Genomic DNA, 26,736 nt, shown 5'->3' with positions numbered 1-26,736 from the left:
GATGCCTTTCGGAGGGACTGTTCAGAGGGAGTCGAGGACGCGGCGGCGCAGCGCGGCCGTGGCCGGCGCCTGGCGGGCGTCCCGCGACCGCGGGTGCGGCACGTCAAGGACCTCCCCGGACGCGAACAGGACGACCCGGTCGCCCAGATGGAGGGCCTCGTCCACGTCGTGCGTGACGAAGACGACGGTCGCGCCCGTGCCGCGCAGGATCTCCACGAGCAGGTCCTGCATCCCGGCACGCGTGTGAGCGTCGAGCGCGCCGAACGGCTCGTCCATCAGGACCGCGCGGGGACGGCCTGCCAGCGCGCGGGCCAGCTGCACGCGCTGCCGCTGCCCGCCGGACAGCTGGTGCGGCAGCTTCTGCGCGTGCCCGGCGAGCCCGACCCGCTCCAGCCACTCCTCCGCAGCGGGCCGGCGCTCGGCCCGGGGTACCCGGCGGATCGCCAGCGGCAGCTCCACGTTGGCGCGGACCGAGCGCCACGGCAGCAGCGCGTCGTGCTGGAAGACCAGGGCCCGGTCCGCGCCGGGCCCGACGATCGGCTCCCCGTCCTGCGTGACCCGCCCGGCGAGCGGGGGCAGCAGCCCGGCGAGGGTGCGCAGCAGCGTCGTCTTCCCGCAGCCGGAGGGACCGACGACGGTCAGCAGCTCACCGGGTGGGATCCGCAGCCCGGCGGGCGCGGCCACCGCCACGCCGCCGGGGTGGCCGAGCCGCACACCGTGCAGGGCGAGTTCGGCGCCGGCGGACGGGTTCGTACCGCCGAGCGGCTTCGTACGCGCTTCGGTGGACGGGCTGACGGCGCTCATGACACCGGCTCCTTCTCCCCCGAGGGGGCGGGTGAGGGCGAGGCGGCGGGGGTACGCCGGAAGGCCGAGGCGGCAGAGACGGAGCCGCCCCGCGCGCGGACGGGACCGGCCGGGCCGCGTGCGGCCGGGCGCGGGAGCCAGGCGGTGACGCGGCGGCCGAGCACCTCGACCGCGGTGGAGGTGAGCCAGCCGAGGACGCCGATGGTGGCCATCCCGACGAACACCCCCGGGTAGTCGACGACCGTGTAGTCCTGCCAGGTGCGGTAGCCCACTCCGTACTCGCCGGAGATCATCTCCGCCGAGATCACACAGATCCACGAGACGCCGATGCCGACCGAGAGACCGCCGAAGATCCCCGGCAGGGAGCCGGGCAGCACCACGGAGAGCAGCACCCGGAGCCGGCCGCCGCCCATGGTGAGCACGGCCTCCTCCCACACCGGGCCGAGCGCGGCCACCGCGTGCCGGGTCGACACGAGGACGGGGAAGAACGCCGCGGTGAAGGTGATGAAGACGATGCCCTGCTCGGTGGTGGGCAGCAGCAGGATCGCCACCGGCACCAGGGCGATGGCCGGCACCGGCCGGGCCACCTCCACCAGCGGACCGAGCAGGTCGGCGGCCCACCGGGACCGGGCGACGGCCGTCCCGGCCGCCACGCCGCACAGCGCGGCGAGGAGGAAGCCCACCACGATCCGGCGCAGGCTGTGGCCGAGGTCCTGCCAGTACACGTCGGTCCCGAGCCGGCCGGCGAGCGCGGAGGCCACCTCCCCGACCGTGGGGAACTGCTCGAACCGCAGCCACAGGGTGACGTCCAGGGCCGTCAGCAGCTGCCAGAGCCCGAGGGCGGCGGCGAGCGAGGCGACCCGCAGCAGCCGGCGGCCCCCGGTCACGACGCCGCCTTCAGTACGTCCGCGTACGCGACGATCCGGGCACCCGCGTGACCGGAGACGTACCGCTCGGCCCCAGAGACGGTGACGAACGCCCGCGGTCCTGCGCCGTCCGTGACCCACACCGCCCGGTCGGCGAACCACAGCGTCCCGGTCACCGCGTCCGGCACGTACGCCGCCCGCACCCGGTCGCCCCCGCCCGCCGCCCCGATCGCCTTGAGGAGCTCACCGGGAGTCGCGAACGTCCTGGTCGCGCTCTGCCCCTTCAGCCACAGCTCGGGCCGGGACGCACCCGCCTTCGGGTACGCGGCGTCCCGGACCGCCCGCCGCAGCGGGTCCGGATCGACGAACGCGTCCACGTCGACGTCCTTCACCAGACCGGCGTCCTTCAGCACCGACACGTCGTCCTTCAGCGCGGCGATCAGCTCCGGGCGGAGGGCCGGGTCGAAGGTGGCGATGCCCTGGGCGCCGTTGTAGAGGTAGACCACCTCGGCGGGGAGACCGGTCTCCTTCGCCACGGACTCGGCGGCGGCGACGGGCCGCGCCCTCAGCTCGTCCGTCGCCCGTCGCTGGGCCTTCAGGAAGTCGTCGAGGACCCCGGGGCGCCGGGACGCGAAGCCCTCACGGACGGTCACGCCGTGGAACGTCGGCAGGTTCAGCTCGGCACCGTCGTACAGGGCGGTGGCCTTGCCCTGGAAGGCGAGGAGACCCGGCCAGGCGACGAACTGCGACAGCGCGTCGACACTCCCCGACGACAGGGCCGAAGCACCCACACTGGGCTGCTGGTTGAGCTTCTCCACGTCCTTGTCCGGGTCGATCCCCGCCCGCCGGAGTGCCCGGACGAGGGTGCCGTCGGCCGCCGAGCCGACACTCGTGGACACCTTCTTCCCGCGCAGGTCGGTGAGCGAGCGGAGCGGCGAACCGGGCGCCGTCACCACGGTGTTGAGCCCGCCGCGCGGGTTGTAGCCGGTCACCGAGACCAGCCGGGTCCGCTCCTTGAGCTCGACACCGCGCGCCGCGTTGATCAGCAGCGGGAAGTCGCCCATCGAGCCGATGTCGATCTTCCCGGCGGTCATCTGCGCCGTGATCGGCGCTCCGGTCGCGTAGTCCTGCCAGGCCACCCGGTAGGTGACGCCGTCCCGCTTCCCGCGCGCCGCGAGCTCCTCCTCGAAGTAGCCGAGGGAGCGCAGCAGCGTGCCGGCCGTGACGGTGTTGATGGTCTTCGACTGGTAGCCGACGGTCACCGTGACCGTCTTCGCGTCGCCCTCGCCCTCCGCACCGGCGGAGCCGCCGCAGGCGGTGGCCAGCGGCGCCAGGAGAGCGAGCGGAAGGGTGAGCGGGAGGAAGGAGAGGGATCTCGTGCCGTGCATGGGAGTTCGGCCTTTCACCGGAGCAGGTAGGGCATGTTGACGGTCACCGCGCCGGTGGGACAGCGGGCGGCGCACGGGCCGCAGTACCAGCACTCGTCCACGTGCATGTACGCCTTGCCGTTGTCCTCGCGGATCGCGAGCGAGTCGAGCGGACACATGTCGACGCAGAGCGTGCAGCCGTCGACGCACTTCGACTCGTCGATGGTCACGGGCACGTCGGCGCGCTGGGGGACGAGGGGCACGGCTGTCTCCAGGAAGGGGGGTACGGGAAGGGGAAGCAGGGCAGAGGGAGGTTCGGTGAAGGGCGTACGGCAAAGGGCGTACGACAAGGGGAGTCACGGGCGTCGAGCGCGGGTCAGAGCGAGCGGCGGAGGACGCCGCTCATGGTGATGCGGTCGCCGCGGAAGCGGATGAACTCCAGGTCCACCGGCCGCCCGTCGGGCAGGTGGGTGAGCCGCTCCAGCATCAGGACGGCCGCCCCGCGCGGGGCCTGGAGCACCGCCGCCGAATGGGCGTCGGCGTTGACTGCCTCCAGGGTGATCTCGGCGTGCCCCAACGGCCCGCCCGTCAGCTGCTCCAGGAGCCGGAACACATCCGTGTTCTCCAGGTCGCAGCCCAGCAGTTCGCCGCCGATGTCCATCGGCAGGTAGGACAGGTCCAGGGAGAGCGGCAGTCCGTTCAGCCGGCGCAGCCGCTCGACGCAGAGCACGTCCGAGTGCTCGGGCAGGCCGAGCCGGTGGGCCACCGGACCCGGCGCCGCGACCGGGCCGACCGTGCGGACCTCGTTGGTGACCCTGCCGTGCTCGTGCAGGGTCTCGGCGAGTCCCTGGAGGCGCTCCAGGCCGTGCGGGAACTTCTCGCACACGACCACCGTGCCGACCCCCGGCTGCCGGGCGACGATCTGCTCTCCGCGCAGCAGGTCCAGGGCCTGCCGGACGGTGTTCCTGCTCGCCCGGAAGTCGGCGGCGAGCGCGTCCTCAAGCGGCAGGACCCCGTCGGGGAAGCCGCCCGCCAGGATCTGGTGGCGCAGCAGGTCGGCGAGCTGCCGAGCCCGGTCCGCCCGCAGGAGCCGACGGCGGGCGGCGGCGAGCGGGAGGGCGGCGGAGGCGGGTTCGGCTGGCATGGCACGGAACGTAGCGGGGGACCGGCCCGGGTGGTGTTGCCGCAGTATTGCGCCACGTGACGATCCCTCCGTACGCCTCTGACCTGCGGCGACGGTGGGAGCCTGGCGAGATCCGCCACCCGGCCGCCCGGTTCGTGGACAGCGGAAGCCCACGATGTGGAACGGAGGCCTTCAGACGGTCCGGTCCTCGACCTCGGCGTGCAGGGCGGTGGAGAGGTGATGGTGGAGGGCGCCGAGGACCGGCTCGCCCGGGGCGAAGAGACCGGTGGCGAGCTTCCAGTAGCGGTGGATCACAGGACCGCTGCTCCGCGCGAGCAGGCCGACAAGACGGCGGCGGAAGGCCGGGGTGTCCCGTACGCCGCTCGCGCGGGCATAGGCGGCGACGAAGCAGTCCAGCGCCCCGCCGTCCCCCGGGAGCCGGCCCGCGCGCTCCTGGGAGGACGCCAGCGCGTACGCCTCGGCCAGCCCCTCGTACAGGACCTCCGGCCGGTACTCGCCGTCCGGCAGCGGCGGCGCCGGCCGGAACTCCGGCCGGTCGAGGCGCGGATCGGTGACCAGCTCGTGCAGCCGGGCGAAGGCCAGCACCTGCGCGGGGCTCGGGTCCCGGGGCGGCTCCGGCACCACCGAGCCGAGGACCGTCGCCACGGTCCGGGCCGGCAGCCGCACCGGCAGCGTCCGCCGCCAGAACCGAGTCAGGGCGGCCGTGCCGGGCGGCGCGGCCACGGCACCGACCAGCCGCAGCCGCTCGGCGCGCTCCCCGGACGGGCAGTCCCTGAGCAGCAGCAGGGACGCCTCGCGCCAGCGCAGCGCGGCGAGTCGGGAGTCCACCGCGCGCAACTGCCCCGAGACCACCTCCTCCAGGGCCTCGCCCAGGGCATCGTCCCGGTCGAGCACCCGCTCGACCTCCGGCACCGGCAGGTCGAGGGCGCGCAGCGAACGGATGAGCCGCAGCCGTTCGAGCGCCCCGGGCCCGTAGCGCCGGTGCCCGCCGGAGCTGCGCCCCGCCTCGGGGAGCAGCCCGCGGTCGGAGTAGAAACGCACGGTCTTCACGGTGGTCCCCGCCCGCTCGGCGAGTTCCCCGATGCTCCACAACCCGTCGTCGTACGGCACGGGTCGAACCCTATGCCGGTGATGCCGCCGGGTGCCCGGGGGCGGGTCGTGGCAGACCCGGGCCGGCCCGCCTTGAATCTCCCCCGAGGGGAGTTCCTAGCGTGGCCGCGACGCATCGCCCAGGAGTCACGAGGAGACGATCATGACGGCGTTCGTGCTGGTGTCCGGCCCCTTCACCGAGGGCCGGCTGTGGGAGGAGACGGCCCTCGGGCTCCGCGGGGCGGGCGCGGAGGCGTACCCGGTGACGCTCACGGGCATGGGCGACCGGAGTGACGAAGCCGACTCCGGTACGGATCTGGAGACGCACGTGGCGGACCTGGTGCGGGTCGTCGACGGGATCACCGCCACCGACGTCGTCCTCGTCGGGCACGGCTACGGCCTCCATCCGGTCCTCGGCGCCGCCGACCGGCGGCCGGAGCGGGTGACCCGGATCGTCGCCCTCGACACGGCGCTCCCGCAGGACGGGGAGGCGGCCGTGCGCTCCGTACCCGACCCGGAGGTCCGGGCGCTGCTGGCCGACCCGACCGGGCCGGCCGGGGACGGCGGGCCCGTGCCGCCACCGGTGCCCGGCACCTGGCAGCGCTGGGGCAGTACCGACGGCGTGCCCGCCGAAGCCCTGGACCGCCTGGCGCGGCTCGCCGTCCCGCAGCCGCGCGGCACGCTCACGCGGCCCCTGAGCCTGACCGGCGCGGCCTCCGCCCTGCCGGTCACGGGCATCCTGTGCACCGGCAACGGATCGAGCATCGACCTGGTCGAGATGCTGGTGGAGTCGGGCCCGCCGCAGTTCCGGGCACTCGCCGACGCCAGGGTGAGCTTCCTCGAACTGGCCACCGGACACTGGCCGATGCTCTCTGTCCCGGGGGAGCTCGCGACGACGCTGCTGCGCGCGGCGACGGGCGAGGGCCACCGGGTGAAAGCGCCCGAGCCCGTTCCCGAGCCCGTTCCCGAGCGCGCCGACGAGCGCGCCGACGAGCGCGCCGACGAGCGCGCCGACGGGGGAGCCGACGGGGGAGCCGACGGGAGCGCCGACGGGGGAGCCGACGGGAGCGCCCACGTACGAGCCGACGAGCACGCCCCCGCCCCCGGAGTCCCGACGTACCTCCTGCCCTTCCTCCTCGACGTCCCCGACGCCCCGCGCGAACGGCGGGGGCGGATCGACCTCCACCTGCCGGGAGCCGACGACCCCGAAGGCCGTCCCCTGCCGGCTGTGGTCTTCGTCCACGGCGGACCGGTCGCCCCCGACCAGCGGCCCACCCCGCGTGACACGCCGTTCTTCCTCGGATACGGCCGCTACGCGGCGAGCCTCGGTGTCGTCGGCGTGACCCTGGACCACCGGCTCCACGGCCTCGCCGACTGTCCGCGGGCCGCCGAGGACCTCGCCGAGGCCGTCGCACTCGTCCGCGCCGACCCGCGCGTGGACGAGGACCGCATTGCCCTCTGGTTCTTCTCCACCGGCGGGCTGCTCGCGGCGGACTGGCTCGCCGCGCCCCCGCCGTGGCTCCGGTGCCTGGCGGCGAACTACCCCGCCTTCGCGCCGCTGCCCGGCTGGGGCGGGGTGGAGGACCGCTTCCGTCCGGTCGACGCCCTCGGCCCGGAGTCGGGCGCCTTACCCGTCGTTCTCACCCGGGCCGGACGCGAACACCCCGCCTTCGCGGCGACCGTCCAGGACTTCCTGGACGCCGCCGCGGAGAACGGGGTGGAGGTCGACCTCGTCGACGTGCCGCTGGGGCGCCACAGCTTCGAGCTCACCGACCCGACCGACGCCTCCCGGGCCGCCGTGGAACGGGCGATGGGTTCCGTCCTCCGCCGGCTGCGGGCCTGACCCCTCGATCAGGCCCGCCCCAGCCGGTTCAGCCGATCAGCCGGTCGTCGCGAAGCCGCCGCGCCGGGGTACGGAGTCCAGGAGGAGCCGGGTGTAGGGATGCTCCGGGGACCCCAGGACCCGCGCGGTCGAGCCGGCCTCCACGACCTGGCCGGACTTGAGGACCATCACCTCGTCCGCGATGTGCCGCACCACGGCCAGGTCGTGGGTGACGAACAGGTAGCCGATGCCCGAGTCGCGGCGGATCGTGCCGAGGAGTTCGAGGATCTGCGCCTGGATCGACACGTCGAGCGCGGCGACCGCCTCGTCGAGGACGAGGACCCGGGGCTGCACGGCGAGGGCGCGGGCGATCGCGACGCGCTGCCGCTGCCCGCCGGAGAGCCCGCGGGGCAGCGCCGAGGCCTCGCGGCTGCCGAGGCCGACCTGGTCGAGGAGCTCGGAGACCCGGGCGGCGCGGGCGGTCCCGTCGAGCCCGGTGTGGAGGCGGAGGACCTCGTCCAGGCAGCCGGAGACGCTGATCCGGGGGTCGAGCGAGAGGTACGGGTCCTGGAAGACCATCTGGATCTCGCGGGCCCTGGCGAGGCGCTCCGCCCGGCCCCGGGGCCGCGCGGAGCGGTCCCGGCCGTCCAGGCGGACGGTGCCGTCGTCCGGGCGTTCCAGACCGACGAGCATCCGGACCGTGGTGGTCTTGCCGCTGCCGGACTCGCCGACGATCGCGAGGGAGGAGCCGGGTGCCAGGGTGAAGGACACCCCGTCGACGGCGGTGTGGTCGCCGTACTGCTTCCGCAGGCCCTCGACGACGAGGCCCTCGGTGGCCGGTGCCTTCGTGGCGGCGGAGGCGGAGACGGTCACAGCTTGATCCCTTCGTCGGCGCGGTGGCAGGCGGCGAGTCCGTCGCCGTGCCGGGCGAGGACCGGCTTCTCCTGGGAGCAGCGCGGCACGGCGTGGGCGCAGCGCGCGGCGAAGGCGCAGCCCGGCGGCGTCTCGGCCAGGGAGACGGGCCGTCCCGGGATGGGCCGGGGCGCGGGGGCGCCCGGCTCGATGCTCGGCGTGCAGCCGAGCAGGCCCGCCGTGTACGGGTGGCGGGGCCGGTCGAAGAGCTCGTCCGTGCCGCGCGTCTCCACGATCCGGCCCGCGTACATGACGTACACGCGGTCGCAGACGGCGGCGGCCAGTTCGAGGTCGTGGGTGACGAAGAGCATGCCCGTACCGTGCTCGGCCCGCAGGCGGGTCAGGATCCGGATGATCTCCGCCTGGGTCGTGACGTCGAGGGCGGTCGTCGGCTCGTCGGCGACGATCAGCTCGGGCTCGGAGGCGAGGGCCGCGGCGATGACCACGCGCTGGAGCATGCCGCCGGAGAACTCGTGCGGCCGGCGGCGCAGGGCGCCCTTCGGGTCGCGGATGCCGACCGCTTCGAGCAGCTCCAGGGCCCGCGCGGTCGCCACCGCGGGCGGCGTGCCGGCCGCGCGCAGGCCCTCGGTGAGGAAGTCGCCGACGCGGCGGAGCGGGTTGACGGAGGCTCGCGGGTCCTGGAAGACCATGGAGACCTGCCGGGCGCGCAGCGTGGCCAGTTCGGTGCGGTTCATGGAGAGGACGTCCCGGCCGGCGACGCGGACCTCGCCGGTGGTGCGGGCGCCGCCGGGCAGCAGCCCGAGGACGCTGCGGCAGGCCACCGACTTGCCGGAGCCGGACTCGCCGACCAGGCCGACGCTCTCCCCGGCTCCGACGCGCAGGCTGACGCCGTCCAGGATCGGCCGTCCGGCGCGGCCCTCGGGGAGCCGGACGTCGAGGCCGTCGATCTCCAGGACAGGGGCCGGGCCGCTGTGGCGGGTCGTGCCGCCGTGTTCGTTCATGCCGTTCACCGCTCACGCTTCGCGATCCGGTCGGCGAGCCCCTCGCCGACGATGCCGAACGCCACCACGGCGAGCACGATGCACGCGGAGGGCGCGAGGGCGGGCAGCATCGCCCCCTGCTGGACGGCCGACTGGCCTTCGTTGATCATGGCGCCCCAGTCGGCGGTCGGCGGCTGCACACCGAAGCCGAGGTAGGACAGCGCCGCGAGGTCCATCAGCGCGTACCCGAAGTTCATCGCGGACTGGGCGAAGACCGTCGGGGCGATGTTCGGCAGCAGGTGACGCAGGCAGACGGTCCAGCCGGACCAGCCCTGCACCCGGTAGGCCTCGATGTACGGGCGGGCCTTCTCCTGGCGCGCGATGCCGCGCACCAGACGGCCCACGTACGGGGTGTACGCCACGGCCATGGCGATCACCGGCGCGGTCATCCCGGAGCCGACGACGGTCACGAGCAGGATGGCGAGGAGCAGCCCCGGTATGGCGAAGACCATGTCCATGGAACGGGACAGGATCGTGTCCGCCCAGCCGCCCCGCCAGGCCGCCACGACGCCGATGAGGGTGCCGAGGAGGGTGGAGACGGCGACGACGAGCAGCGGTCCGAGGAGACCGGTGCGGGCGCCGTACAGCAGCCGGGAGAGGACGTCGCGCCCGGACTGGTCGGTGCCGAGCAGATGGTCGGCGCCGGTCCCGACGAGGCTCGACGAGAGGTCGAGGACCTCAGGGTCGTACGGGGCGAGCACAGGGGCGAGCACGGCGACCAGGACGAGGGCGACGAGCACCGCGACCGAGACGGTGAAGAGGGGGCCCTGGCCGAGGACGCGCAGCCGGCGGAGGCCGGGCCTGCGGTACGGCACCGTGGAGGTGGTGGTGGTCATGAGGAGCCTTCCCCGTGGAGCGACAGCCGGGGGTCGATGAGGGGCGCGAGCAGGTCGACGAGGAGGTTCACGAGGACGAAGGCGGCCACGCTGAGCAGGGTGATCGCCTGCACGACCGCGAAGTCCTGGGCCGACACCGACGCCACGAGCAGGGAGCCGAGGCCGGGCACGTCGAAGGCCGTCTCGACGATCGAGGTGCTGATGAGGAGACCGGCGAGCATCGTGCCGCCGACGGTGACGACCGGCCCGAGGGCGTTGCGCAGGACGTGCCGGCGGACCACGGTCCGGCCCGCGACGCCGCGGGCGCGCGCCACCTCGACATGTTCCCGGCCGAGTTCGTCGAGCATGGCCGAGCGGGTGACCCGGGCGAGCAGTCCCGCGAAGGTCAGGGCGAGGGCGAAGGCCGGCAGGGTCAGGTGGTGGAGCTGCTGCGAGAGGCCGACCGGGGTGCCGCCGGGGCCGGGGAACCAGCCCAGCTGCACCGAGAACAGCGACACGAGCGCGATCGCGGTCACGAAGGACGGGGTCGCCGTGGCGACGCCGGTGCCGATGAGGACCGTCCGGTCCAGCGCACCGGGGCGCAGCGCGGCGAGGATCCCGGAGCCCACGCCGATGAGGGCGACGAGCAGCGCCGCGTACGCGACGAGCAGGGCCGTGCCGGGGAGCCGGGAGCCGATGAGATCGGCCACGTCCTGGTGGAACTGGGCGGAGGTGCCGAAGTCGCCGGTGAGGACGCCGCCGAGCCACTTCGCGTACTGGACGGCCAGCGGGTCGTCCAGGTGGTGCTCGGTGCGCAGGGCCGCCACGGCCTCGGGCGTCGCGGGGCGGCCGTGGAGCAGGAAGGTCACCGGGTCGCCGGGGGCCAGATGGATGGCGCCGAAGACCACGAGAGAGGTCACGAACAGCACCGCCACCAGCCCGAGGAGCCGGCCGACGAGGTATCGGGTCATTACTTCGCGGCCCCGATCGTCGCGGCCCACGGGTAGTACAGCTGGGCGATCCCGGTGGGGGCGCCGGTGATGCGCTTGCCGAGGAAGACCGAGTAGGGCGCCTCGTACACGGGGATGATCGGCAGCTCGCGCAGCGCGATCTTCTGCAGCTCGGCGGTCCTCACGGCGCGCTTGGCCGCGTCGGGCTCCGAGTTGGCGCGGTCGAAGGCGACGTCGTACTCGGCGTTCGACCAGTTGCCGTAGTTCCCGAAGTCCCCGGTGCGGAGGTACTGGTAGAACTCCAGCGGGTCGGGGGTGTTGTCGTACCCGCTGGTGATGACCAGGTCGAGCCCGGCGCGCGCGTCGGGGTCGACGAAGATGCTGCTGTAGGCCTCGGGTGCGACGGACTTCAGCTTGACGTCGAGGCCGATCTGCCGGCCGGCCGCCTGCACGGCGTTGGCGACGACGCTGATCTCGGGCGCGAGCGTGCTGGTGACCAGGGTGATCGTGCGGCCGTTCGCCCCGGCGTCCTGGACGAGCTTCCTCGCCGCGTCGACGTCGTACACGGGCTCGGGCAGCGTGTCGTAGAGCTCGGGGGTCTTCTCCGGGGCCAGGGCCCAGGCGCCGCGCGCGGCGGGGGCCTTCGCGGGGACGCCGACGCCGCCGGCCGCGGCCTTGATGATGTTCTTCCGGTCGAGGGCCATGGAGAGGGCCTGACGGACCTTGAGGTTGCCGAGGGGGCCGTGGAAGTCGAGGACGGCGAGGTTCGAGGCGCCGGTGTTGGGACCGAAGAGGACCGTGCCCTTGCCGCTGGACCGCAGCTGCCCGAGCGAGGACGAGGGCACCATGTAGCCGCCGTCGGCGGTGCCGGACTTGAAGGCGTTGGAGCGGGCCGCCGGGTCCTCGATGAAGGTGAACTTCACGGAGTCCGACTTGGGGGCGAGCTTCGTGTCCCAGTAGGCGGCGTGCTTCTTGAGGGTGATGCCCGAGCCCTGGTCCCAGGAGTCGAGGGCGAAGGGGCCGGTGCAGTTCACGCCGCCCTTGGGGGTGCCGTAGTCCTTGCCGGCCTTGGCCAGGTAGGCGGCGCTCTCGATGGTGCCGGGGGAGGCGGCCATCAGCTCGTGCAGCAGGACGTCGGCCTTGCCGAGGCGGAGGGTCACCTCCAGCGGGCCGGTCTTCTCGATGGAGTCGACGGTCTTGAACACCGAGCCCCAGGGCGAGCCGGTCTTCGGGTCCATCTGGCGCTTGAGGGAGGCCACGACGTCGTCGGCGGTCATCGTCGTGCCGTCGTGGAACTTCACCCCCGAGCGGAGGGTGTAGATCAGCGTGCGCGGATCGGGCTGCTCGTACTTGACCGCGAGACCGGGCTCGATCTTCATGTCGGGCGTGACCCGGAACAGCTGCTCGCACACGTTGGCGAGCACGGTGTTCGGCGGGTAGTCGTACGCGAGGGCGTAGTCGAGCGTGTACGGCTCGGCGTACAGGGACCAGGTGAACGAGTCCAGGGTGCCCTTCGCGGGCGGCGAGGTCGGGCTGACGTCGTAGCCGGCCCCGCCGCCGGCGGCGGCCTGGGGCTTGGTGGCGCCGGAGCAGGCGGCGGTCGTGGCCGCGAGGGCGGCGGTACAGGTGAGGAGCGCGATGGTTCTCGGCATGCGCATGCAGACCCACCCCTTTACGGGTGTAGTGACGGGCGCTGGGGGGTTGGAGCGAGTATTAGTGCGGGAACGTTCCCGCACAAGGTCCTGCGGGAACGGTTTTGCAAAGGTCAGGAGGGTGGCACCATCGCTCCATGACCACTGGATCACGGCACGGCGGGCAGCCCTCTTCACCCACCCCGCGCGTCCGCCTCGTCGACGTCGCCCGCGAGGCGGGCCTGTCCAAGACGACCGTCTCGGCGGCTCTCAACGACACCGGAAGGCTCTCTCCCGCCGTACGGGAGAAGGCCCGCGAGACCGCGCGCAGAATGGGCTACCGGCCCAATGCCACCGCGCGTCAACTACGCGCGGGCAGAGCCAGGTTGATCGGATACGTGGTGGGGGAGTCGGTCGACGCCCGCTCGGTCTTCCTGGAGTCGCCGTACTTCGCCCGGCTGACCGGTGCCACGGCGGCGACCGCGCTGCGACGCGGCTACGCCATGGTCCTGCTGCCCGCCGGATCCCTGCAGAGCGAGTGGGCCGACCTGCCGCTCGACGCCGTCGTCGTGACCGACCCCGATGCCGACGACCGGATCGTCGACGACGTGCTCGCCGCCGGGATCCCCGTCTTCAGCGACCGCTCCGTGGAGGGGCGGCCCGGCGCGTACTGGGTGGACGTCGACACCGAGGCCGCCGTGCGCTCCGCGCTGGACCACTTCCACGCGCAGGGCGCCCGCAGGCCCGTCCTCGTCGTGCCCGACAGCACCACCCGCTTCCACACCGAGGTCTTCGCCGCCCACCGGCAGTGGTGCGCGGAGCACGGCCTGCCGGAGCGGGCCGTACGGGTCGCGGAGGCCGGCAACGGACCGGTGGTCCGCGCCGTCGAGACCGCCCTGGCGGGAGGCCCGGAGGGCGACCGGCGCGACGGCGGAGGCGGACCGGCCGGCGCGGACCGGCCGGACGCTCTCCTCGTCGTCGCCGAGGCGAGCCCGCCCCTCGTCCTGGCGGCGGCCCGCCGCCACGGCTACGCCGTACCCGGCGATCTGCTCCTCGCCTGCGTGAGCGAGGACGTCACGGCCGAGCACACGGAGCCGCCCGTGACCACCCTGAGCCTGCGGCCCGAGGCGATCGCGGAGGCGGGCATCGAGCACCTGGTGAGGGTCCTGGAGCAGGGCGGCCGGGAGCCGGCCGGGACGCTCGTCACGACCCGCCTCGACGTACGCGCCTCCTCGGTGCGGCAGCACGGCTGACCCCGGGCCCGGTCAGCTCGCGTGCACGAGCCTGCCGCCGACGTAGGTCCGCTCCACCCGGGCCTCGCCGATCTCCTCCGGCGGGGCCGTGAGGATGTCGCGGTCCAGGACCACGAGGTCGGCGAGGTTCCCGGCGCGCAGGCTGCCCGCGTCGTCGTGGCCGTTCACATGGGCGGTGCCGGCGGTGTAGGCGGCCAGCGCGGTCGCGAGGTCGAGCCGCTGCTCGGGGTAGAAGACCGGCGCGTCGGCGGACTCCGGGTCCCGGCGGTTCACGGCCACGTGGATGCCCTGGATCGGGTCGGGGCTGCTCACGGGCCAGTCGCTGCCCGCCGCGAGCGTCGCCCCGGCCCGGACGAGGTCGCCGAAGGGGTACTGCCAGGCGGCGCGCTCCGCACCCAGGAACGGGATCGTCAGCTCGTCCATCTGCGGCTCGTGGGCCGCCCACAGGGGCTGGATGTTGGCGATGGCGCCGAGCGCGGCGAAGCGGGTCAGGTCGTCGGGGTGGACGACCTGGAGGTGGGCCAGGTGGTGGCGGTTGCCCCGGCGCCCGTTGGCGGCCACCGCGGCCTCGACCGCGTCCAGGGCCTCCCGGACGGCCCGGTCGCCCAGGGCGTGGAAGTGGACCTGGAAGTCCAGGGCGTCGAGCTCGGTCACGTACCCGAGCAGTGCCGCGGGGTCGACGAAGCTCAGCCCGGAGTTGGCGGTGGCGCAGCCGCAGCCGTCCAGGTACGGGCTGGTCATGGCGGCCGTGAAGTTCTCGGCGACGCCGTCCTGCATGATCTTGACGGACGTCGCACGGAACCGGCCGGCGCTCAGCTTCTCGCGCCGCGCCACGAGCTCCGGTATCTGCTCGGCGCCGCGCTCGCGGTCCCACCAGAGCGCCCCGGTCACCCGGGCGGTGAGCGTGCCGTCCTGCGCGGCGGTCATGTAGGCGCCGGACGGGTCGGGCTGGCCGTGGAACTCGCCGAGCATCGCGTCCTGCCAGCCGGTGACGCCGAGGGAGTGCAGCAGCGACTGGGCGCGGTGGAGCCCGGCGAGGCGGTCCGCGTCCGTGCTCGGCGGCACCAGGTGGCCGACGAGGCCGGTGGCGCCCTCCTGGAGCATGCCGCTGGGGGTGCCGTCCGGCTCCCGCTCGATGCGGCCGTCCGCGGGGTCGGGAGTGTCGGCGGTGACCCCGGCCAGTTCGAGCGCCCGCGTGTTGGCCCACGCGCCGTGGTGGTCGCGGTTCGACAGCAGGACGGGCCGGTCGGGGACGATCGAGTCGAGCAGCTGCCGGGTCGGCAGTCCGCCCTCGAAGCTCTCCATCGACCAGCCGCCGCCGGTGATCCACTCGCGGTCCGGGTGCGCGTCGGCGTACGCGCGGATCAGCCGGAGGTAGTCGTCGACGCCGACCGTCTCGGTCAGATCGCACTGGGCCAGCTCCGACCCGGCGAACACCGCGTGGATGTGGGCGTCCTGGAAGCCCGGGATCAGCAGCTTCCCCGTCAGGTCGACGACCTCGGTCTCCGGGCCGATCAGCTCGCGCACCTCGTCGTGGCCGACGGCGGCGATCCGCTCGCCGATGACGGCGAGCGAGGTCGCCCGGGTGCGGGCCGGATCCACCGTGAAGACGGGACCGCGGGTGAAGACCAGATCGGCCTTGGCCATGCGCATGCTCCAGAACGTGAGGCGGCGGGGTGGTTGGGCGCTATGGAAGCGGCAAGGCTGTTTACACGTCAATGGTGTTGACGTAAGGTCCCGGCCATGTCCGAACGAGTGGTCCCCGAAGGCAGCCGGCAGCGACGCCGCCCCACCAAGCAGGGCGCCGTCCTCTCGGAGCAGGTCATCGTCGAGACCGCGCTCCGCCTCGTCGCCCAGCACGGCGCCGACGCCCTGTCCGTACGGAGGCTCGGGGCCGCGCTCGGCGCCGACCCCAGCGCGCTCTACCGCTACTTCCGCAACACCGACGCCCTCCTCCTCGCGATCGCCGACGAGCTCATCGGGCGGGCCCAGGACGGCTGGACGGCGACCGGCGACTGGCGGACGGACCTGCGCTCGATGGGCCTGCGGATCCACGCGATCTACGTCTCCCATCCCCAGGCCGCCGTCCTCGGCGCGTACCGCACGACCGGCCGCCCCCATGAGACCCGGGCCGTCGAGCGGATCCTCGGCATCCTCCGCTCCGCGGGCTTCCCCGACGCCCTCGCGGTGCGCATCTACCACGCCTTCGTCGACCAGGCCCTCGCCTTCGCCGCCCAGGACGCCGCCGCCGCGGCCCTGCCGGCCGCCGCCAGGGAGGGGGACGCACAGGTCTGGCAGTCGGTGTACGGCAGACTGTCGCCGGACACCCATCCGAACATCGCCGCGACGTTCCCCCTCCTCGCTGCCGACATGCGGGACAGCGGCTACCCCTTCGCCCTGGACCTGATGCTCGGCGCCGCCGCGGCGCTTCTGCCCCAGGAGGCCCCGCGTGCGTAACGCCGCGCTCCCCATCGCCGCCGTCGCCGGTCTGCTGCTGCTCACGGCCTGCGGCACGGAACGGCCGGGCGGCGGGCCGTCGGCCCCGTCCGCCACGGCGGCGGGCTGCGCGGCCCGGCCCGGCGACGGCGCCACCCAGGACGGCGTCGCCGTCACGGGAACGGGCGAGGCCGCCGCTTCCGGCGCCACCGGCGGCGTGCCCCGGCCCTGCGCCGCGTACACGGTCACCGGCGAGGGGACCGCGCCCTTCACGTACACGATCACCTTCCAGTTCCTGACGGAGACGGGCCAGGCGATGGCGAGCACCGAGGAGACGGTCCCGGCCGTCGCCCCCGGCAAGACCGTCCGGCGCACCGTCACCGCCCCCGAGCTCGCGCCGGGTTCGGGCGCCGTCACACGCGTGACGGTCCTGAAGGTCAGAAGCGTCCCCACCGCCGAGGCACCCTCCGAGGCCGGACCCTGCCCGCCCTCGGGCGTGCGGGTGTACGCCGACGACGGTGACGCCGCCATGGGCCTCCGGGTCGTCGGACTCCACCTGGAGAACTGCGGGACCGCGCCCTACGCGCTCAACGGACACCCCAGGATCCGGCTCGCCGACGAGGAGCGCGAGCCCGTCGACGGCGTGGAGCTCCTCCAGGGCGGCGAGGCCATCGCCGGCGGCACCGGCGCCGAAGGACCGGCGCGCCCGGTCCTGCTCGCGCCCGGCGAGCGCGCCCATGCCGGCCTGGTCTGGCGCAACACCGTCGAGGGCGGTTCCGGCGAGCCGGTGAACGCCCCCTACGTGCGCGTGTGGGCCAAGCCCGGCGCCGCCCCGGTCATGGTGGCGCCCGAGCTCGACCTCGGCACGACGGGGCGGCTCGGTGTCGGCCCCTGGAAGAAGGACGGAACACCCTGACGCCGCCCCGCCGGGCGTCCGTCAGGGATGGGAGAACACACCGACCATACGGGTGCCCGGATTGCTGCTCAGGCCGACGATCGCGCCCCCGTCGGACCGGTTCGCCCGTGCGTGCGTTCCCGCGTACCCGTCGTCGGTGAGGAAGACCCCCAGGACCGCGATCCAGTCCTCGACGGCCCCCGTCGCCGGGTCGTAGACGGGCTCGGCGCGCGGGACGACCCGCTCCTGCGCCACGTAACCGCCGTGCTCGACCGCGACGTCCAGCGCCGCCCGCCACTCGGCGTCCGTGCTCTCCCAGCCGACGAACGTGTCCAGACCGCCGTACCCGGCCCCGGGCTTGAGGATCAGCTCGTCCCGCCGCTCCCGGCAGAGGTCCACGATCTCCGCGACCCCGGTGGGACCCGCGCCGCTCACCGTCCGGCTCCACGGCAGCAGCCGCTCGACCAGGGCCCGCTCGTCCGCGTCGAAGGCGGCGCTCCACCGGGGGTCGGTGAGCAGCGACAGGGCGCTCTTGTTCCCGTAGAAGCCGCTCTCCAGGGTGGTGAACAGCACGGTCCTGCCCGCCTCGTGGGCGCGGAAGAACGGCTCGGCCACCTCAGGACCCGCCGGATCCTCCAGGAGCTGGCCGGCCGCGAAGTTCCGCACCACCAGGTCGAGGGGCGTCCCGTCCAGGGTCAGCTTGCCGTCGGCCCGGGTGCGGACGTCCCCGACCTCGCCGATCCGCAGGTCGAGACCCTGTGCGGCCATCGCCTCCTGCGTCGCGACCATCATCCGGCCGTACGCCGCGACCCCGCCGCGCCCCTCGATCAGGCCGACGACCGGCTCCCCGCCGCCCGACAGCGCGGGCTTCGCCCGCTCGCGGAACACCGCTGCCATCCGGGCCCCGATGTCGACGTGGCCGAGCCCGTGCTCACGCGCGAACGCACCGAACTCCGGTACACCGAGCATCCCTTGGTTGAACACGGCCAGCTCCAGCCCGCCCACCTCGCTGCCGAGATTGAACTCCAGGAGCTTGTACGAGGTGCCGTCGTGGTACGCGTCGGCGCGGCCCAGCCGGTCGGGCACCCCGGATCCGCCCCGGCGGAGCAGCGACACGAGCCGGGGGTCGATCCCGATGGCCGCCCCGTACCGCTCCATGTCGCCGTCGAAGAGCCGCCGCGGCAGCGACACCAGGAGGTCGAAGAGACTCCCCAGGTCCCGTGCGAACGCCTCGGTCTCCGCGGCGTCCACGAACCACGGCCGGTGCAGCAGGTGCGACCGCCAGGCCTTCTCGAAGCCCGGGGGGAAAGCGGCCCGGGCGACGGCCTCGCCGAGGCCGCCGTCCCCGCGCAGGCACTCGTCCACGAATATCCGGCTCAGTGCGGTCATCTGTATCGCTCGCCTCACGAAGTGATCGGTTACGTGTTCCGAAAGGCGGACAGGGTATCCCGCTCAGTAGCCCACGCGGACCCCCGTGATCACATGACGGTCCGTCAGGCTGCCGGTCGCGCCGCTGAATCCGAGCAGGACGTTCTTCGGCAGCGGCACCGCCACGTCGATGACCTGTACCCCGTCGACCAGCACCAGGAGCCGCCCGGCGGCGGTCACGTTCACGTCGACCACGTGACTGCCCGTGCGCAGCGCGGGGACGGCGGTCGAGGTCGCCGCGTACCGCAGGGTGGACGCCGAGCCGCTCGTGGCCACGCCGACGAAGTTCGACGAGGGCTCGCCCGGGTTGCGGTAGGTGTCCAGGGCGACGGCCACCCCGGGCAGCCCGCTGTAGCCGAGTCCACCGCCCCCGAAGCCCAGCGCCTTCGGGGTGGTCCGGGTCGCGTCGAGGAGCAGCAGCGCGAGCCCGTCGGCGCCGGTGCCGCCCGAGAGCGTCGCCGTGAAGCGGGCGCGCAGCCGGGCCGACGGCACCGCCGTGGCCTGCACGGCCGAGCCCTTGACGTACGCCTGGGCCGGGTTGAGGACGAGGCTCGTGCCGGACTGCACGGCGCTGCCGTTGTACGTCCAGCCGTTCGGGCCCGGCGGCGGCAGCGCGTACGCGGGGGAGGTGATCGCCGCGCCGCGCACGGCGTGGATGTCGGTCAGGCCCCCGGTCGCTCCCGTGAAGGCGAGCAGCGCCGCCGGGGGCAGCGAGGCCACCGTCGTCCGCAGCCGCTGGGTGCCGTCGACGGAGATCGTGACCGTCTTGCCGGTGACCGAGACGGCGACCGTGTGGGTGCCCGCGCGCAGGTTCGGGACGCTCGTCGTCGTCGCCGCGTAGGTGAGGGCCGAGCCGGTGCCGCCGGTCGCGACACCGACGAAGTTGGCCGCGGGATCCCCGGTGTTGCGGTAGGTGTCGAAGGCGACGGCGACGCCCGGGAGCCCAGCGTAGCCGAGGCCGCCGCCGACGCCGCCGAGCGCGGTGGGCGTCGTCCTGGCCGGGTCGAGGAGGGCGAAGGTCAGGCCGTCGGCGCCGCTGCCGCCGCCGATGACGGTCGTGAACGAGGCCTTGAGGCCGTCGGTGAGCACGGGGACGGGCCACACCGCCGAACCCCGCTGGGACGCGCTCGCCTGGGTGAGCTGGAGGTCGTTGCCGGAGATCCCGGCGGCGCCGTTGAGCCGCCAGCCGCCCGCGCCCGGCGAGGGCACGGTCACCCCGGTGCCGGCCACCCCCGTCCCGGTCAGCGACTCGTTGCGCGGTCCGCGACCGTCGTCCGAGGTCAGTTCGTACGCGGCCGACACCGCGCCGATCGAGGTGGGCGAGAAGGTCACGGCCTGGTGGACCACGTCCTCGGGGCCGAGGACCTGGCCCTCGCTGATCGGGTTCGTGACGTGGAAGGGGGCCGCGGGCGGTTTCGCCTTGGTGATGGTGAGCGGGATGTTGCCGGTGTTGCTGATGTCGAAGGTCCTGGTGACCGACTGACCCACCTTCACCTCGCCGAAGGCCGTCGAGGTCGGCGTGACCGTGAGCTCCGCGCGCCCGGTCACCGCCGTCCCGGTCACGGCCACCGACGCCGTGCCGTTCGCGCCGCCCACGGAGAGCGTTCCCGTGTGCTCCCCCGCGGCGGTCGGGGCGTACGCCAGCTGCACGGTGACGGACTGCCGGGGACGTACGACCGTGCCGACGGCCGGCGGGTCCGACGCGGCGAAGGGGGCGCCGGGGACGGAGACCGCGGAGATCGTCTCGTCGGCCGTCCCCGTGTTCGTGAACGTCACGCCCAGCGTCTTGCTCGTGGTGGTCGGCATCGTGCCGAAGTCGAGCGCGCCCGGCGAGGCGAGGAGCCCCGGCCGGGTGCCGTAGCCCGTGAGTCCGAGCGCGCTGTCGCCGAGGTCGGTCGCGAAGGTCAGCGCCGAGGTGTCGGGGCCGGGCGCCGTGGGGGCGAACGTCACCTGCGCGGTGTGCGTCTCGCCCGCCCGCAGTGTGCGCGGCAGCCCGGCCGAGGCCGCCGTGAACGGGCCGCCCGCCGGGGTGCGCACCCCGGTGATCGTCACGTCCCGGGTCGCCCTGACCGTGGCCGTGACGGTCCCCGCCGCCCCGACCGCCACCTCGCCCGCGTCGACCGGCTCACCGGTCAGGGCGGTGTTGGCCGGCCGCCCGAAGGCCAGCACGTGCCCGTCCCGCGTGCCCACGTAGATCCGTCCGCCGTCGGTCGCGGGCACGGCGAACTTCGACGCCACCCCGATCGGCGCCGACCAGCGCAGTCGCAGCGCCCCGTTCACCGGCACCGCGTCGTACGCCCGCAACTGCCCGTTCGCGCCGCTCGCCCCGTCCGAAGCGATCGCCCACACCAGTGCCGACCCCGGATTCGTCCCCGTCGAGGTCACCACGGGAGAGCCCGAGGTGTACCCGAACCGCTGCGCACTGCTCCCGGTGTTGGAGAGGACCGGGAGACCCGAGCCGCTCAGCCCGTACGCGAAGGCCCGCAGCGGGCCGCCGCTGCCGATCGTGTAGACGTAGCCGCCCTGCCCGCCGTACACGGCGGGATGCCCCCAGACGCCCTCGTACGGACCGAAGGCGCCGAGCACCTTGTCGGTGCCGCCGGGCCCCTGGCTCCGGCCGCCGAGGTCGTCCCGGTCGAGCAGGAACAGCCGCCCGTCCTTGCCGATCTGGACCAGCAGCCGCGGATGCCGGCTGGTGCCGAAGACCGGACCCGGAAGGGCCACCGGACCGCCCGAGCCCAGGTCGGTGTCGTTCAGGTCGAGCTGGGAGGCGTTGGCGGGACTGAAGAAGTCCTGCGCCGACATCGTCCCGTCGCTGTTCACCCCGAGCCGGACCACCGACTCCGCGAGCTGACCCGGCGGCAGACTCCCCGGGCCCGGCGCCGGCGAGACCCCGTTGCCCGTCGAGAAGAGGATCCGGCCCGGACCGTCGGAGACCAGGCCCCCGCCGCTCATCCAGATGCCCGCCATGCCGTTGGCGGAGGAGTCCTCGGTGGCCCACAGCGTCGTCCGGCGCGTCGTGGTGCTGACGCCCATGACGTACCCGACGTACGGCCCGCGGTCGCAGTGCGAGGCGAAGGCCGCGTAGACGGAACCGCCCATGAGCAGCAGCCCCGGCCGCTGCCCCGCCGTGTACGGGTTGAAGGCCCGCCCCGGATCGTTCACCGGCGCGCCCGCCACCTTCACCGGCCAGCCCGCGCGCTCGGCACCGGTCACCGGGTCCAGCGCGTGCACGTACCAGCTGGGGTGCTGGACGTCCGGCCCGTCGTTCACCTTCGACGTCAGGTACACGGCGTCGCTCGCCGGGTCGTACACCGGCGTGGCCGTCACCCCGATGTTCGGCACCAGGTCCCCGCAGCTGATCGCCGAGGCCGGCCAGGGCGCACCGAGGTCCTTGGTCCAGCCGATCGCCCCGGTGGCCGCGTCGATCCCGTACACCTTGTTGTTCTCGGTCGCCGCGACGAGCGTGCGCCCCACGACCAGCGGCTGCGCGTACACCTGCCCGTCGACGGTGGTCGAGAACTGGAGGCCGAAGTCCGAGCTGGACACCTGGTCGGGGGCGAGCCCCGGCTCGTCCTGGTCCCAGCCCGTCCGCAGGTCGTCGTGGGAGATCGTGGTCTGGTCGGCGGGGAGCGCATCGCGCACGCCCGGAGTCCAGGCGCCGGCGGTACCCACCACCAGGCACATCGTCAGCAGTCGGGCGATCGCCCTGCGTCGGCCGGCCATCTCTCCCCCTTCACCTGGTCGGACGGGCACGGAGACCGGGGTGCTCCGCCGGGGCCATCGTGAACCGGCGCCGGAGGGGGAGCGGGTCACGGACCGCCCCCGCCCGCCGAGGTCCACCCGATCGGCCGCCGTTAGCGGCGCGTAAGCGGAACGTCAGCGACCGGCGGGAAGCTTGCGGAGTTGTCGTCCCGTCCGGACGCCAACGGGGCCATCACAGGAGGCATCATGCAGCGTCGCACGTTCCTGAAGGGCGGACTCCTGGGAGCCGCGGTCGCCGCCGTGCCGCTCGACATCCTGCTCGCGACGGGCGCCTCGGCGGCCACGGAGACCCGCGTCACCAATCTGAAGGACCTCCAGAGCGCGATCGACCGCGCGGTCGCCGGCGACCGGATCGTCGTCGCGGCCGGCACGTACTCCGTCCCGTCCGGTGGCGCGATCACCGTCTCGGGAAGGAACGGCACGAGCAGCGCACCCATCACCATCGTCTCCGAGTCGCGCGGCGGCGCCGTGCTCCAGGGACAGCGCACCTTCGTCCTGAGCAACTCCAGCAACATCGTCATCAGCGGCTTCGCCGTACGGCAGAGCACCAGCCTGGAGATCCCCGCGAACAGCCCGCGCGTCCGGCTGACCCGCAACGACTTCCGGTTCGCCGACATCGCAGGCCTCGACTGGGTCGTCGTGCGCGGTGACGACGCCAAGATCGACCGGAACCACTTCCACGACAAGACCACCGAGGGCATCTTCGTCGTGGTCGACGGCCCCGGCACGACCGTCATGGCCCAGCGTCTGCACCTCCTCAGGAACCACTTCTCCGACCACAGCTACACCGGCGCCAACGGCGGCGAACCGATTCGCCTCGGCGTCAGCTCACGTGCGCTGTCCGGCGCGCACGCGATCGTGGAGCACAACCTCTTCGAGCGCTGCGACGGCGACCCGGAGGCCGTCTCCGTGAAGTCCTCCGACAACACGATCCGGTACAACACGATCCGCGACAGCCGCGGCGGCATCGTGCTGCGCCACGGCAACCGCTCCACGGTGGACGGCAACCACGTCGTCGACGGCACCGACGGCGTGCGCGTCTACGGAAACGACCACCTCGTCGTCAACAACTACCTCTCCGGCCTCTCCGGCCGAGCCCTCGTCATCGGCAGCGGTTCGACCCGCGACCACCACGAGGGCGAGACCACCGAGGAGCGCCGCGGCAACGACGCCTGCGACCGCGTGGTGATCGCCCACAACACCCTGCGCGGCAACAAGAACACGCTCTCGGGCGAGGCCCGGGACCACGCGCCCCAGGACGTGGTCGTCGCCGACAACCTCCTGGTCGGGGACGCCGGCAGTCTCGTCGCCATGGGCGCGACGACCCGGTTCACCTGGCAGGGCAACATCCTGTGGGGCGCCGCCGCCGACGGCAACCTTCCCGCAGGTGGGTACGTCCGCGTCGACCCGCGCCTCCAGCAGGGCTCCGACGGCGTCTTCCGCCTCGCGGCCGACAGCCCGGCGATCGGGGCGGCGACGCTGGCGGGCCTGACCGTGGCCGAGGACCTCGACGGGCACGCGCGGGGCTCCGCGCGGGACGTCGGCGCGGACGAGTACACGACCCTGGCCCCGGTCCGCCGCCCCCTGACGACGGCGGACGTGGGCCCGAACGCCTCCTGACGGAGGGCGCGGGACGCAGGCCGTGGGACGCGGGGCGCGGGGCAAGGGGCGGCGCCGGGGAGGGCGGCGCGAAGGGGTGATGCCGGGGGGCTTCACCCCTGGGGGGTGTCCGGAAAGTGCCGCCTGGCCCTACCTTCCGGACACCCCCTGGCGCCGCCTCCCCGTTGCCTCCCCTCTCGACAGCTCGCCGAGCAGCTTCCACGTACGGACCCGGTCGGCCTCGCCGCCCAGGTGCGTCGCGGTGAACACCACCTCCGTCGCCCCCGCCTCGCGGTAGTGCCGTACCGCGGCGGCGACGGTCTCCTCCTCGCCGATCACCGCCAGGTCGGCGGCCCGTGTGCCGCCGGACCGCTCGATGACGCGCTGGTAGGAGGGGATCCGCTCGTAGAGCGCGAGGGCCTCGGCCGCCTTCTCCCGTACGCCCTCGGGGTCGGCGGTGACCACGCCGGGGACGATGGCCACGATCCGGGGCGCCGGCCGGCCCGCCGCTTCGGCGGCGGCGGTGACGGTGGGGACGATGTCCTCGGCGAGCGCGCGCGGCCCGGCCAGGAACGGCAGGACGCCGTCGGCCAGTTCACCGCTGACGCGCAAGGTCTGCGGCCCCATCGCGGCGACGAGGAGCGGCACCGGCGGCTCGGCCCCGGGCACGGCCGCCGGCCACGGTGTCGTGGCCGTGAGCAGCTCGCCGTGGAAGTCCGCGGAGCCCGTCTCGACCAGCGGGCGCAGGGCGGTGAGGAACTCCCGGAGCAGCCGGACGGGCCGCTCGTACGGGATGCCGAACCCGTCCTCGGTCAGGTGCCTGGTGCCGAGGGCGATCCCGAGGTGGTAGCGCCCGCCGGTGGCGGCCTGCGCGGTCTGCGCCTGGCTGGAGACGATCAGCGGGTGGCGGCCGAAGATTGGGATCGCGGAGGTCCCGACCTGCAGCCCGGGCACCTCACGGCCGACGATCGCGGCGAGCGAGGGGGAGTCGTACGCGAAGGACTGGCCGAACCACGCCGAGTGCAGTCCGGCGTCGCGGGCCTCCCGCGCGAGGAGCACCGTGTGGTCGATCGGGAGCTGGCGGGTGGTCGTGCTGAGGACTGCGCCGAGAGTCATGTCAGGACCAACGGGCCTGTGGGACAAGCCGATTCCCGCCCCTGTACGACATTCGTGTGTCCGCTCTGTGAACGGAACGGCGAACGGCGTACGGGAGCGGGGAGCCCGGCGGGGCGGACGGCTACAGGGTGACCGCCCTGCCGCCGATGGTCACGGCGAGGCGGCCGTCCGGGGCGTACGACCAGCTCAGGGCGCCGGAGTAGGCGGAGCAGCGCGAGCCGTTCGTCCCGGTCCAGAACTGGTTGGAGCTGTCGGCGTCACCGACGGTCTTGTCGTTCGTGCCGCTGCCGCTCCGGCACGAGGTGTTGCCGCGGAAGACCGAAGTGCCCCCGTCGAAGGAGTAGTTGCGCTGGGCGTTGTCGACGCTGAGGTTGTTCGACACCGCCATCCTGCCCGGGTTGCTGTTGTACGTGAAGCCGTGCTTGCCGTTGCGGAAGGCGATGCTGCGCCGGACGACATGGTCGACCGCGATGTCCTCGCCGCCCAGCTTGTAGCCGTTGCGGTCGCCCGCGGTGTTCTGCGTGCCGTCGGAGAGGGTGCCGTTCTCGTAGGCGAGGGAGTCCTCGACGGTCACCGTTCCGATCGGGCCGGTGTCGGTCTTGGTGTAGAGGTCCCAGCCGTCGTCGATGTTGTGGTGGGCGACGGCGTAGCGGAAGACATTGCCGGGGCCGACCGTGAGCTTCGCCGCGAAGCCGTCGGCGTCCTCGCCGTCGGAGTCGGCGTTGTCGTGCGACTCCGCGCTCAGGACGAGGTTGTTCGAGGGCCACTGGCTCTGCGGCGTCGTGGAGGCGATCCGGGAGAGCTGGAGTCCCGAGTCGCGGTTGAAGCGTGTCACGGTCCGCTCGATGACGTTGTTGCTGCCACCGACGAAGATGCCGTTGTCACCGGCCCGTTCGACGACGATGCCGCTGACGTGCCAGTAGGAACCGTTCACGGCGAGGCCGCGGTTGGCAGGGTCCTCGGTCATGGCCGAGAAGTCCAGCACCGGCTTCTCGCCCGGGTAGGCGGAGAGCTTCGTGCGGGCGGCGGCCGTGCCGTTCTTGCCGGCGGGGACGGTGATCGTCTGGGAGTGGTGGTAGGTGCCGCCGCGGAGGTAGATCGTTCCTCCGGAGGTGACGCGGGCGATGGCCGAACTCAGCGTGGTGGGAGCCGATATGGTGCCGGCGGCGCCGTCCGTGCCGTTCGGCGCCACGTAGAGCGCGCTGCCCGACGGCGGGGTGGTGGTGCCTGCCGTCTCGATGTCGAGCCGGTCGATGTTGGGCAGGCCGGCGGCGCCGGTCGGGCTGAGCCGCACGGTGTTGGCGCCCGCGTCGACCGGCACCGTGAACGTCTTCGTCACCCAGGTCGTCCACGCGCCCGTCGGCTCGTACGAGGACGACGAGACCGCCGACCCGTTCACGGTGAGGGCCGCGGGCCGTGCGGTGGTGGTGCCGTTGGCGAAGCGGACCGTGAGCGTGGCGGTGCCCGCGGCCGGGGCGTTCACGGTGAACTGCGCGTAGGCGCCGGCCGCGTTGGTTCCGTTGCAGAATCCGGTGCCGGTGAAGCCGGCCCAGTCGGAGTCGACGGTGCCGGTGCAGACCGCGGGCGAGGCCTCGGCCTCGTAGGTGGTGGTCGCGGCCTGCGCGGTCGTACCGGACAGGGCGACGAGTGTGCCGGCCAGCAGTCCGACGCACGCGATGACGGGTCCCGTTCGCATCGTTGCTCTCCTGTGTGAGGGGTTGGTGTGAGGAGTGGGAACACGGGTAGAAAGCGCTTGCCGTGGGACGCTAGAGGCCCGCTGATGGCACGTCAATAGCTACGTATGTGATTGCAGTTCAGTTATCTGAACGCTGGTTAGGATCCA

At 73.7% G+C, this 26,736-nt stretch carries 21 protein-coding genes; 5 read left to right on the top strand and 16 right to left on the bottom strand.

Features of this window, described 5'->3' with window-relative positions; translation table 11 throughout:
• Window positions 1-21 precede the first annotated feature (21 nt).
• The 6 genes from DEJ46_RS03225 to DEJ46_RS03200 form a co-directional block, all read right to left on the bottom strand.
• Window positions 22-804 carry an ABC transporter ATP-binding protein gene (locus DEJ46_RS03225; protein ID WP_150264059.1) on the bottom strand — a complete coding sequence of 261 codons (783 nt, stop codon included), beginning with the start codon at window positions 802-804 and terminating at the stop codon, window positions 22-24.
• A complete protein-coding gene (locus DEJ46_RS03220; RefSeq protein WP_190622400.1) occupies window positions 801-1,691 on the bottom strand; it encodes an ABC transporter permease in 891 nt (296 codons plus the stop codon). The genes DEJ46_RS03225 and DEJ46_RS03220 overlap by 4 nt, the downstream gene beginning before the upstream one ends.
• Window positions 1,688-3,058 carry an ABC transporter substrate-binding protein gene (locus DEJ46_RS03215; protein ID WP_150264058.1) on the bottom strand — a complete coding sequence of 457 codons (1,371 nt, stop codon included), beginning with the start codon at window positions 3,056-3,058 and terminating at the stop codon, window positions 1,688-1,690. The genes DEJ46_RS03220 and DEJ46_RS03215 overlap by 4 nt, the downstream gene beginning before the upstream one ends.
• A 14-nt stretch (window positions 3,059-3,072) precedes the next feature.
• Window positions 3,073-3,300, bottom strand: coding sequence for a ferredoxin family protein (locus DEJ46_RS03210; protein WP_141297029.1), 228 nt, complete (start codon window positions 3,298-3,300; stop codon window positions 3,073-3,075).
• 113 nt (window positions 3,301-3,413) lie between these two features.
• Window positions 3,414-4,181, bottom strand: coding sequence for a GntR family transcriptional regulator (locus tag DEJ46_RS03205; RefSeq protein WP_150264057.1), 768 nt, complete (start codon window positions 4,179-4,181; stop codon window positions 3,414-3,416).
• Between the two features lie 171 nt (window positions 4,182-4,352).
• A complete protein-coding gene (locus DEJ46_RS03200; RefSeq protein ID WP_150264056.1) occupies window positions 4,353-5,291 on the bottom strand; it encodes a MerR family transcriptional regulator in 939 nt (312 codons plus the stop codon).
• A gap of 142 nt (window positions 5,292-5,433) precedes the next feature.
• On the opposite strand from DEJ46_RS03200, the gene DEJ46_RS40435 reads away from it, so the two are divergent.
• Entirely contained in the window at window positions 5,434-7,113 is a 1,680-nt protein-coding gene (locus DEJ46_RS40435; RefSeq protein ID WP_190622398.1) for a dienelactone hydrolase family protein, read from the top strand.
• Between the two features lie 36 nt (window positions 7,114-7,149).
• On the opposite strand, the gene DEJ46_RS03180 is transcribed toward DEJ46_RS40435, so the two are convergent.
• Genes DEJ46_RS03180 through DEJ46_RS03160 form a run of 5 tightly spaced genes read right to left on the bottom strand, consistent with a single transcriptional unit; the run spans window position 7,150 to window position 12,428 of the window.
• A complete protein-coding gene (locus DEJ46_RS03180; protein ID WP_223834480.1) occupies window positions 7,150-7,965 on the bottom strand; it encodes an ABC transporter ATP-binding protein in 816 nt (271 codons plus the stop codon).
• On the bottom strand, window positions 7,962-8,966 hold the full coding sequence (locus DEJ46_RS03175) for an ABC transporter ATP-binding protein (RefSeq protein WP_150264055.1): 1,005 nt from the start codon (window positions 8,964-8,966) through the stop codon (window positions 7,962-7,964). Before DEJ46_RS03175 ends, DEJ46_RS03180 begins: the two co-directional genes overlap by 4 nt.
• A 5-nt stretch (window positions 8,967-8,971) precedes the next feature.
• Window positions 8,972-9,841 (bottom strand): ABC transporter permease, encoded by an 870-nt coding sequence (locus tag DEJ46_RS03170; RefSeq protein ID WP_150264054.1) that lies wholly within the window; start codon window positions 9,839-9,841, stop codon window positions 8,972-8,974.
• Window positions 9,838-10,791: an ABC transporter permease gene (locus DEJ46_RS03165; protein ID WP_150264053.1), complete on the bottom strand. Its 954-nt coding sequence runs from the start codon at window positions 10,789-10,791 to the stop codon at window positions 9,838-9,840. Before DEJ46_RS03165 ends, DEJ46_RS03170 begins: the two co-directional genes overlap by 4 nt.
• Window positions 10,791-12,428: an ABC transporter substrate-binding protein gene (locus DEJ46_RS03160; protein ID WP_150264052.1), complete on the bottom strand. Its 1,638-nt coding sequence runs from the start codon at window positions 12,426-12,428 to the stop codon at window positions 10,791-10,793. The genes DEJ46_RS03165 and DEJ46_RS03160 overlap by 1 nt, the downstream gene beginning before the upstream one ends.
• A gap of 131 nt (window positions 12,429-12,559) precedes the next feature.
• Here DEJ46_RS03160 and DEJ46_RS03155 point away from each other — a divergent pair, with 131 nt between their 5' ends.
• On the top strand, window positions 12,560-13,654 hold the full coding sequence (locus DEJ46_RS03155) for a LacI family DNA-binding transcriptional regulator (protein WP_150264051.1): 1,095 nt from the start codon (window positions 12,560-12,562) through the stop codon (window positions 13,652-13,654).
• A gap of 12 nt (window positions 13,655-13,666) precedes the next feature.
• Here DEJ46_RS03155 and DEJ46_RS03150 read toward each other — a convergent pair whose 3' ends face one another.
• A complete protein-coding gene (locus DEJ46_RS03150) occupies window positions 13,667-15,301 on the bottom strand; it encodes an amidohydrolase (RefSeq protein WP_150274048.1) in 1,635 nt (544 codons plus the stop codon).
• A 96-nt stretch (window positions 15,302-15,397) separates the two neighbouring features.
• On the opposite strand from DEJ46_RS03150, the gene DEJ46_RS03145 reads away from it, so the two are divergent.
• Both DEJ46_RS03145 and DEJ46_RS03140 read left to right on the top strand, forming a co-directional pair.
• Window positions 15,398-16,111, top strand: a complete 714-nt coding sequence (locus DEJ46_RS03145) for a TetR/AcrR family transcriptional regulator (protein WP_150264050.1) — start codon at window positions 15,398-15,400, stop codon at window positions 16,109-16,111.
• Entirely contained in the window at window positions 16,104-17,006 is a 903-nt protein-coding gene (locus tag DEJ46_RS03140) for a DUF4232 domain-containing protein (RefSeq protein WP_150264049.1), read from the top strand. The genes DEJ46_RS03145 and DEJ46_RS03140 overlap by 8 nt, the downstream gene beginning before the upstream one ends.
• 21 nt (window positions 17,007-17,027) lie before the next feature.
• On the opposite strand, the gene DEJ46_RS03135 is transcribed toward DEJ46_RS03140, so the two are convergent.
• Window positions 17,028-18,374 (bottom strand): hypothetical protein, encoded by a 1,347-nt coding sequence (locus tag DEJ46_RS03135; RefSeq protein WP_223834479.1) that lies wholly within the window; start codon window positions 18,372-18,374, stop codon window positions 17,028-17,030.
• Between the two features lie 63 nt (window positions 18,375-18,437).
• A complete protein-coding gene (locus DEJ46_RS03130) occupies window positions 18,438-22,139 on the bottom strand; it encodes a choice-of-anchor D domain-containing protein (RefSeq protein WP_150264048.1) in 3,702 nt (1,233 codons plus the stop codon).
• A 225-nt stretch (window positions 22,140-22,364) separates the two neighbouring features.
• Here DEJ46_RS03130 and DEJ46_RS03125 point away from each other — a divergent pair, with 225 nt between their 5' ends.
• Window positions 22,365-23,798, top strand: coding sequence for a polysaccharide lyase 6 family protein (locus DEJ46_RS03125; protein WP_150264047.1), 1,434 nt, complete (start codon window positions 22,365-22,367; stop codon window positions 23,796-23,798).
• 129 nt (window positions 23,799-23,927) lie between these two features.
• Here the strand turns inward: DEJ46_RS03125 and DEJ46_RS03120 are convergent, their stop codons facing one another.
• Window positions 23,928-24,893, bottom strand: coding sequence for an LLM class F420-dependent oxidoreductase (locus DEJ46_RS03120; protein WP_150264046.1), 966 nt, complete (start codon window positions 24,891-24,893; stop codon window positions 23,928-23,930).
• Between the two features lie 121 nt (window positions 24,894-25,014).
• Window positions 25,015-26,589 carry a carbohydrate-binding protein gene (locus tag DEJ46_RS03115; RefSeq protein WP_150264045.1) on the bottom strand — a complete coding sequence of 525 codons (1,575 nt, stop codon included), beginning with the start codon at window positions 26,587-26,589 and terminating at the stop codon, window positions 25,015-25,017.
• Between the last annotated feature and the right edge of the window lie 147 nt (window positions 26,590-26,736).

It is taken from the genome of Streptomyces venezuelae, assembly GCF_008642375.1.
Classification (GTDB): domain Bacteria; phylum Actinomycetota; class Actinomycetes; order Streptomycetales; family Streptomycetaceae; genus Streptomyces; species Streptomyces venezuelae_G.
Note: the sequence above shows the minus strand (reverse complement) of the source record. Positions and strands in the feature narration are given on the sequence as shown.

Bases quoted from the DNA above. Each gene is read 5' to 3' on its own strand.
- DEJ46_RS03225 (WP_150264059.1), bottom strand. From the start codon at position 804: ATGAGCGCCGTCAGCCCGTCCACCGAAGCGCGTACGAAGCCGCTCGGC.
- DEJ46_RS03215 (WP_150264058.1), bottom strand. From the start codon at position 3,058: ATGCACGGCACGAGATCCCTCTCCTTCCTCCCGCTCACCCTTCCGCTC.
- DEJ46_RS03205 (WP_150264057.1), bottom strand. From the start codon at position 4,181: ATGCCAGCCGAACCCGCCTCCGCCGCCCTCCCGCTCGCCGCCGCCCGC.
- DEJ46_RS40435 (WP_190622398.1), top strand. From the start codon at position 5,434: ATGACGGCGTTCGTGCTGGTGTCCGGCCCCTTCACCGAGGGCCGGCTG.
- DEJ46_RS03175 (WP_150264055.1), bottom strand. From the start codon at position 8,966: ATGAACGAACACGGCGGCACGACCCGCCACAGCGGCCCGGCCCCTGTC.
- DEJ46_RS03170 (WP_150264054.1), bottom strand. From the start codon at position 9,841: ATGACCACCACCACCTCCACGGTGCCGTACCGCAGGCCCGGCCTCCGC.
- DEJ46_RS03165 (WP_150264053.1), bottom strand. From the start codon at position 10,791: ATGACCCGATACCTCGTCGGCCGGCTCCTCGGGCTGGTGGCGGTGCTG.
- DEJ46_RS03160 (WP_150264052.1), bottom strand. From the start codon at position 12,428: ATGCGCATGCCGAGAACCATCGCGCTCCTCACCTGTACCGCCGCCCTC.
- DEJ46_RS03155 (WP_150264051.1), top strand. From the start codon at position 12,560: ATGACCACTGGATCACGGCACGGCGGGCAGCCCTCTTCACCCACCCCG.
- DEJ46_RS03150 (WP_150274048.1), bottom strand. From the start codon at position 15,301: ATGGCCAAGGCCGATCTGGTCTTCACCCGCGGTCCCGTCTTCACGGTG.
- DEJ46_RS03145 (WP_150264050.1), top strand. From the start codon at position 15,398: ATGTCCGAACGAGTGGTCCCCGAAGGCAGCCGGCAGCGACGCCGCCCC.
- DEJ46_RS03135 (WP_223834479.1), bottom strand. From the start codon at position 18,374: ATGACCGCACTGAGCCGGATATTCGTGGACGAGTGCCTGCGCGGGGAC.
- DEJ46_RS03130 (WP_150264048.1), bottom strand. From the start codon at position 22,139: ATGGCCGGCCGACGCAGGGCGATCGCCCGACTGCTGACGATGTGCCTG.
- DEJ46_RS03125 (WP_150264047.1), top strand. From the start codon at position 22,365: ATGCAGCGTCGCACGTTCCTGAAGGGCGGACTCCTGGGAGCCGCGGTC.
- DEJ46_RS03120 (WP_150264046.1), bottom strand. From the start codon at position 24,893: ATGACTCTCGGCGCAGTCCTCAGCACGACCACCCGCCAGCTCCCGATC.
- DEJ46_RS03115 (WP_150264045.1), bottom strand. From the start codon at position 26,589: ATGCGAACGGGACCCGTCATCGCGTGCGTCGGACTGCTGGCCGGCACA.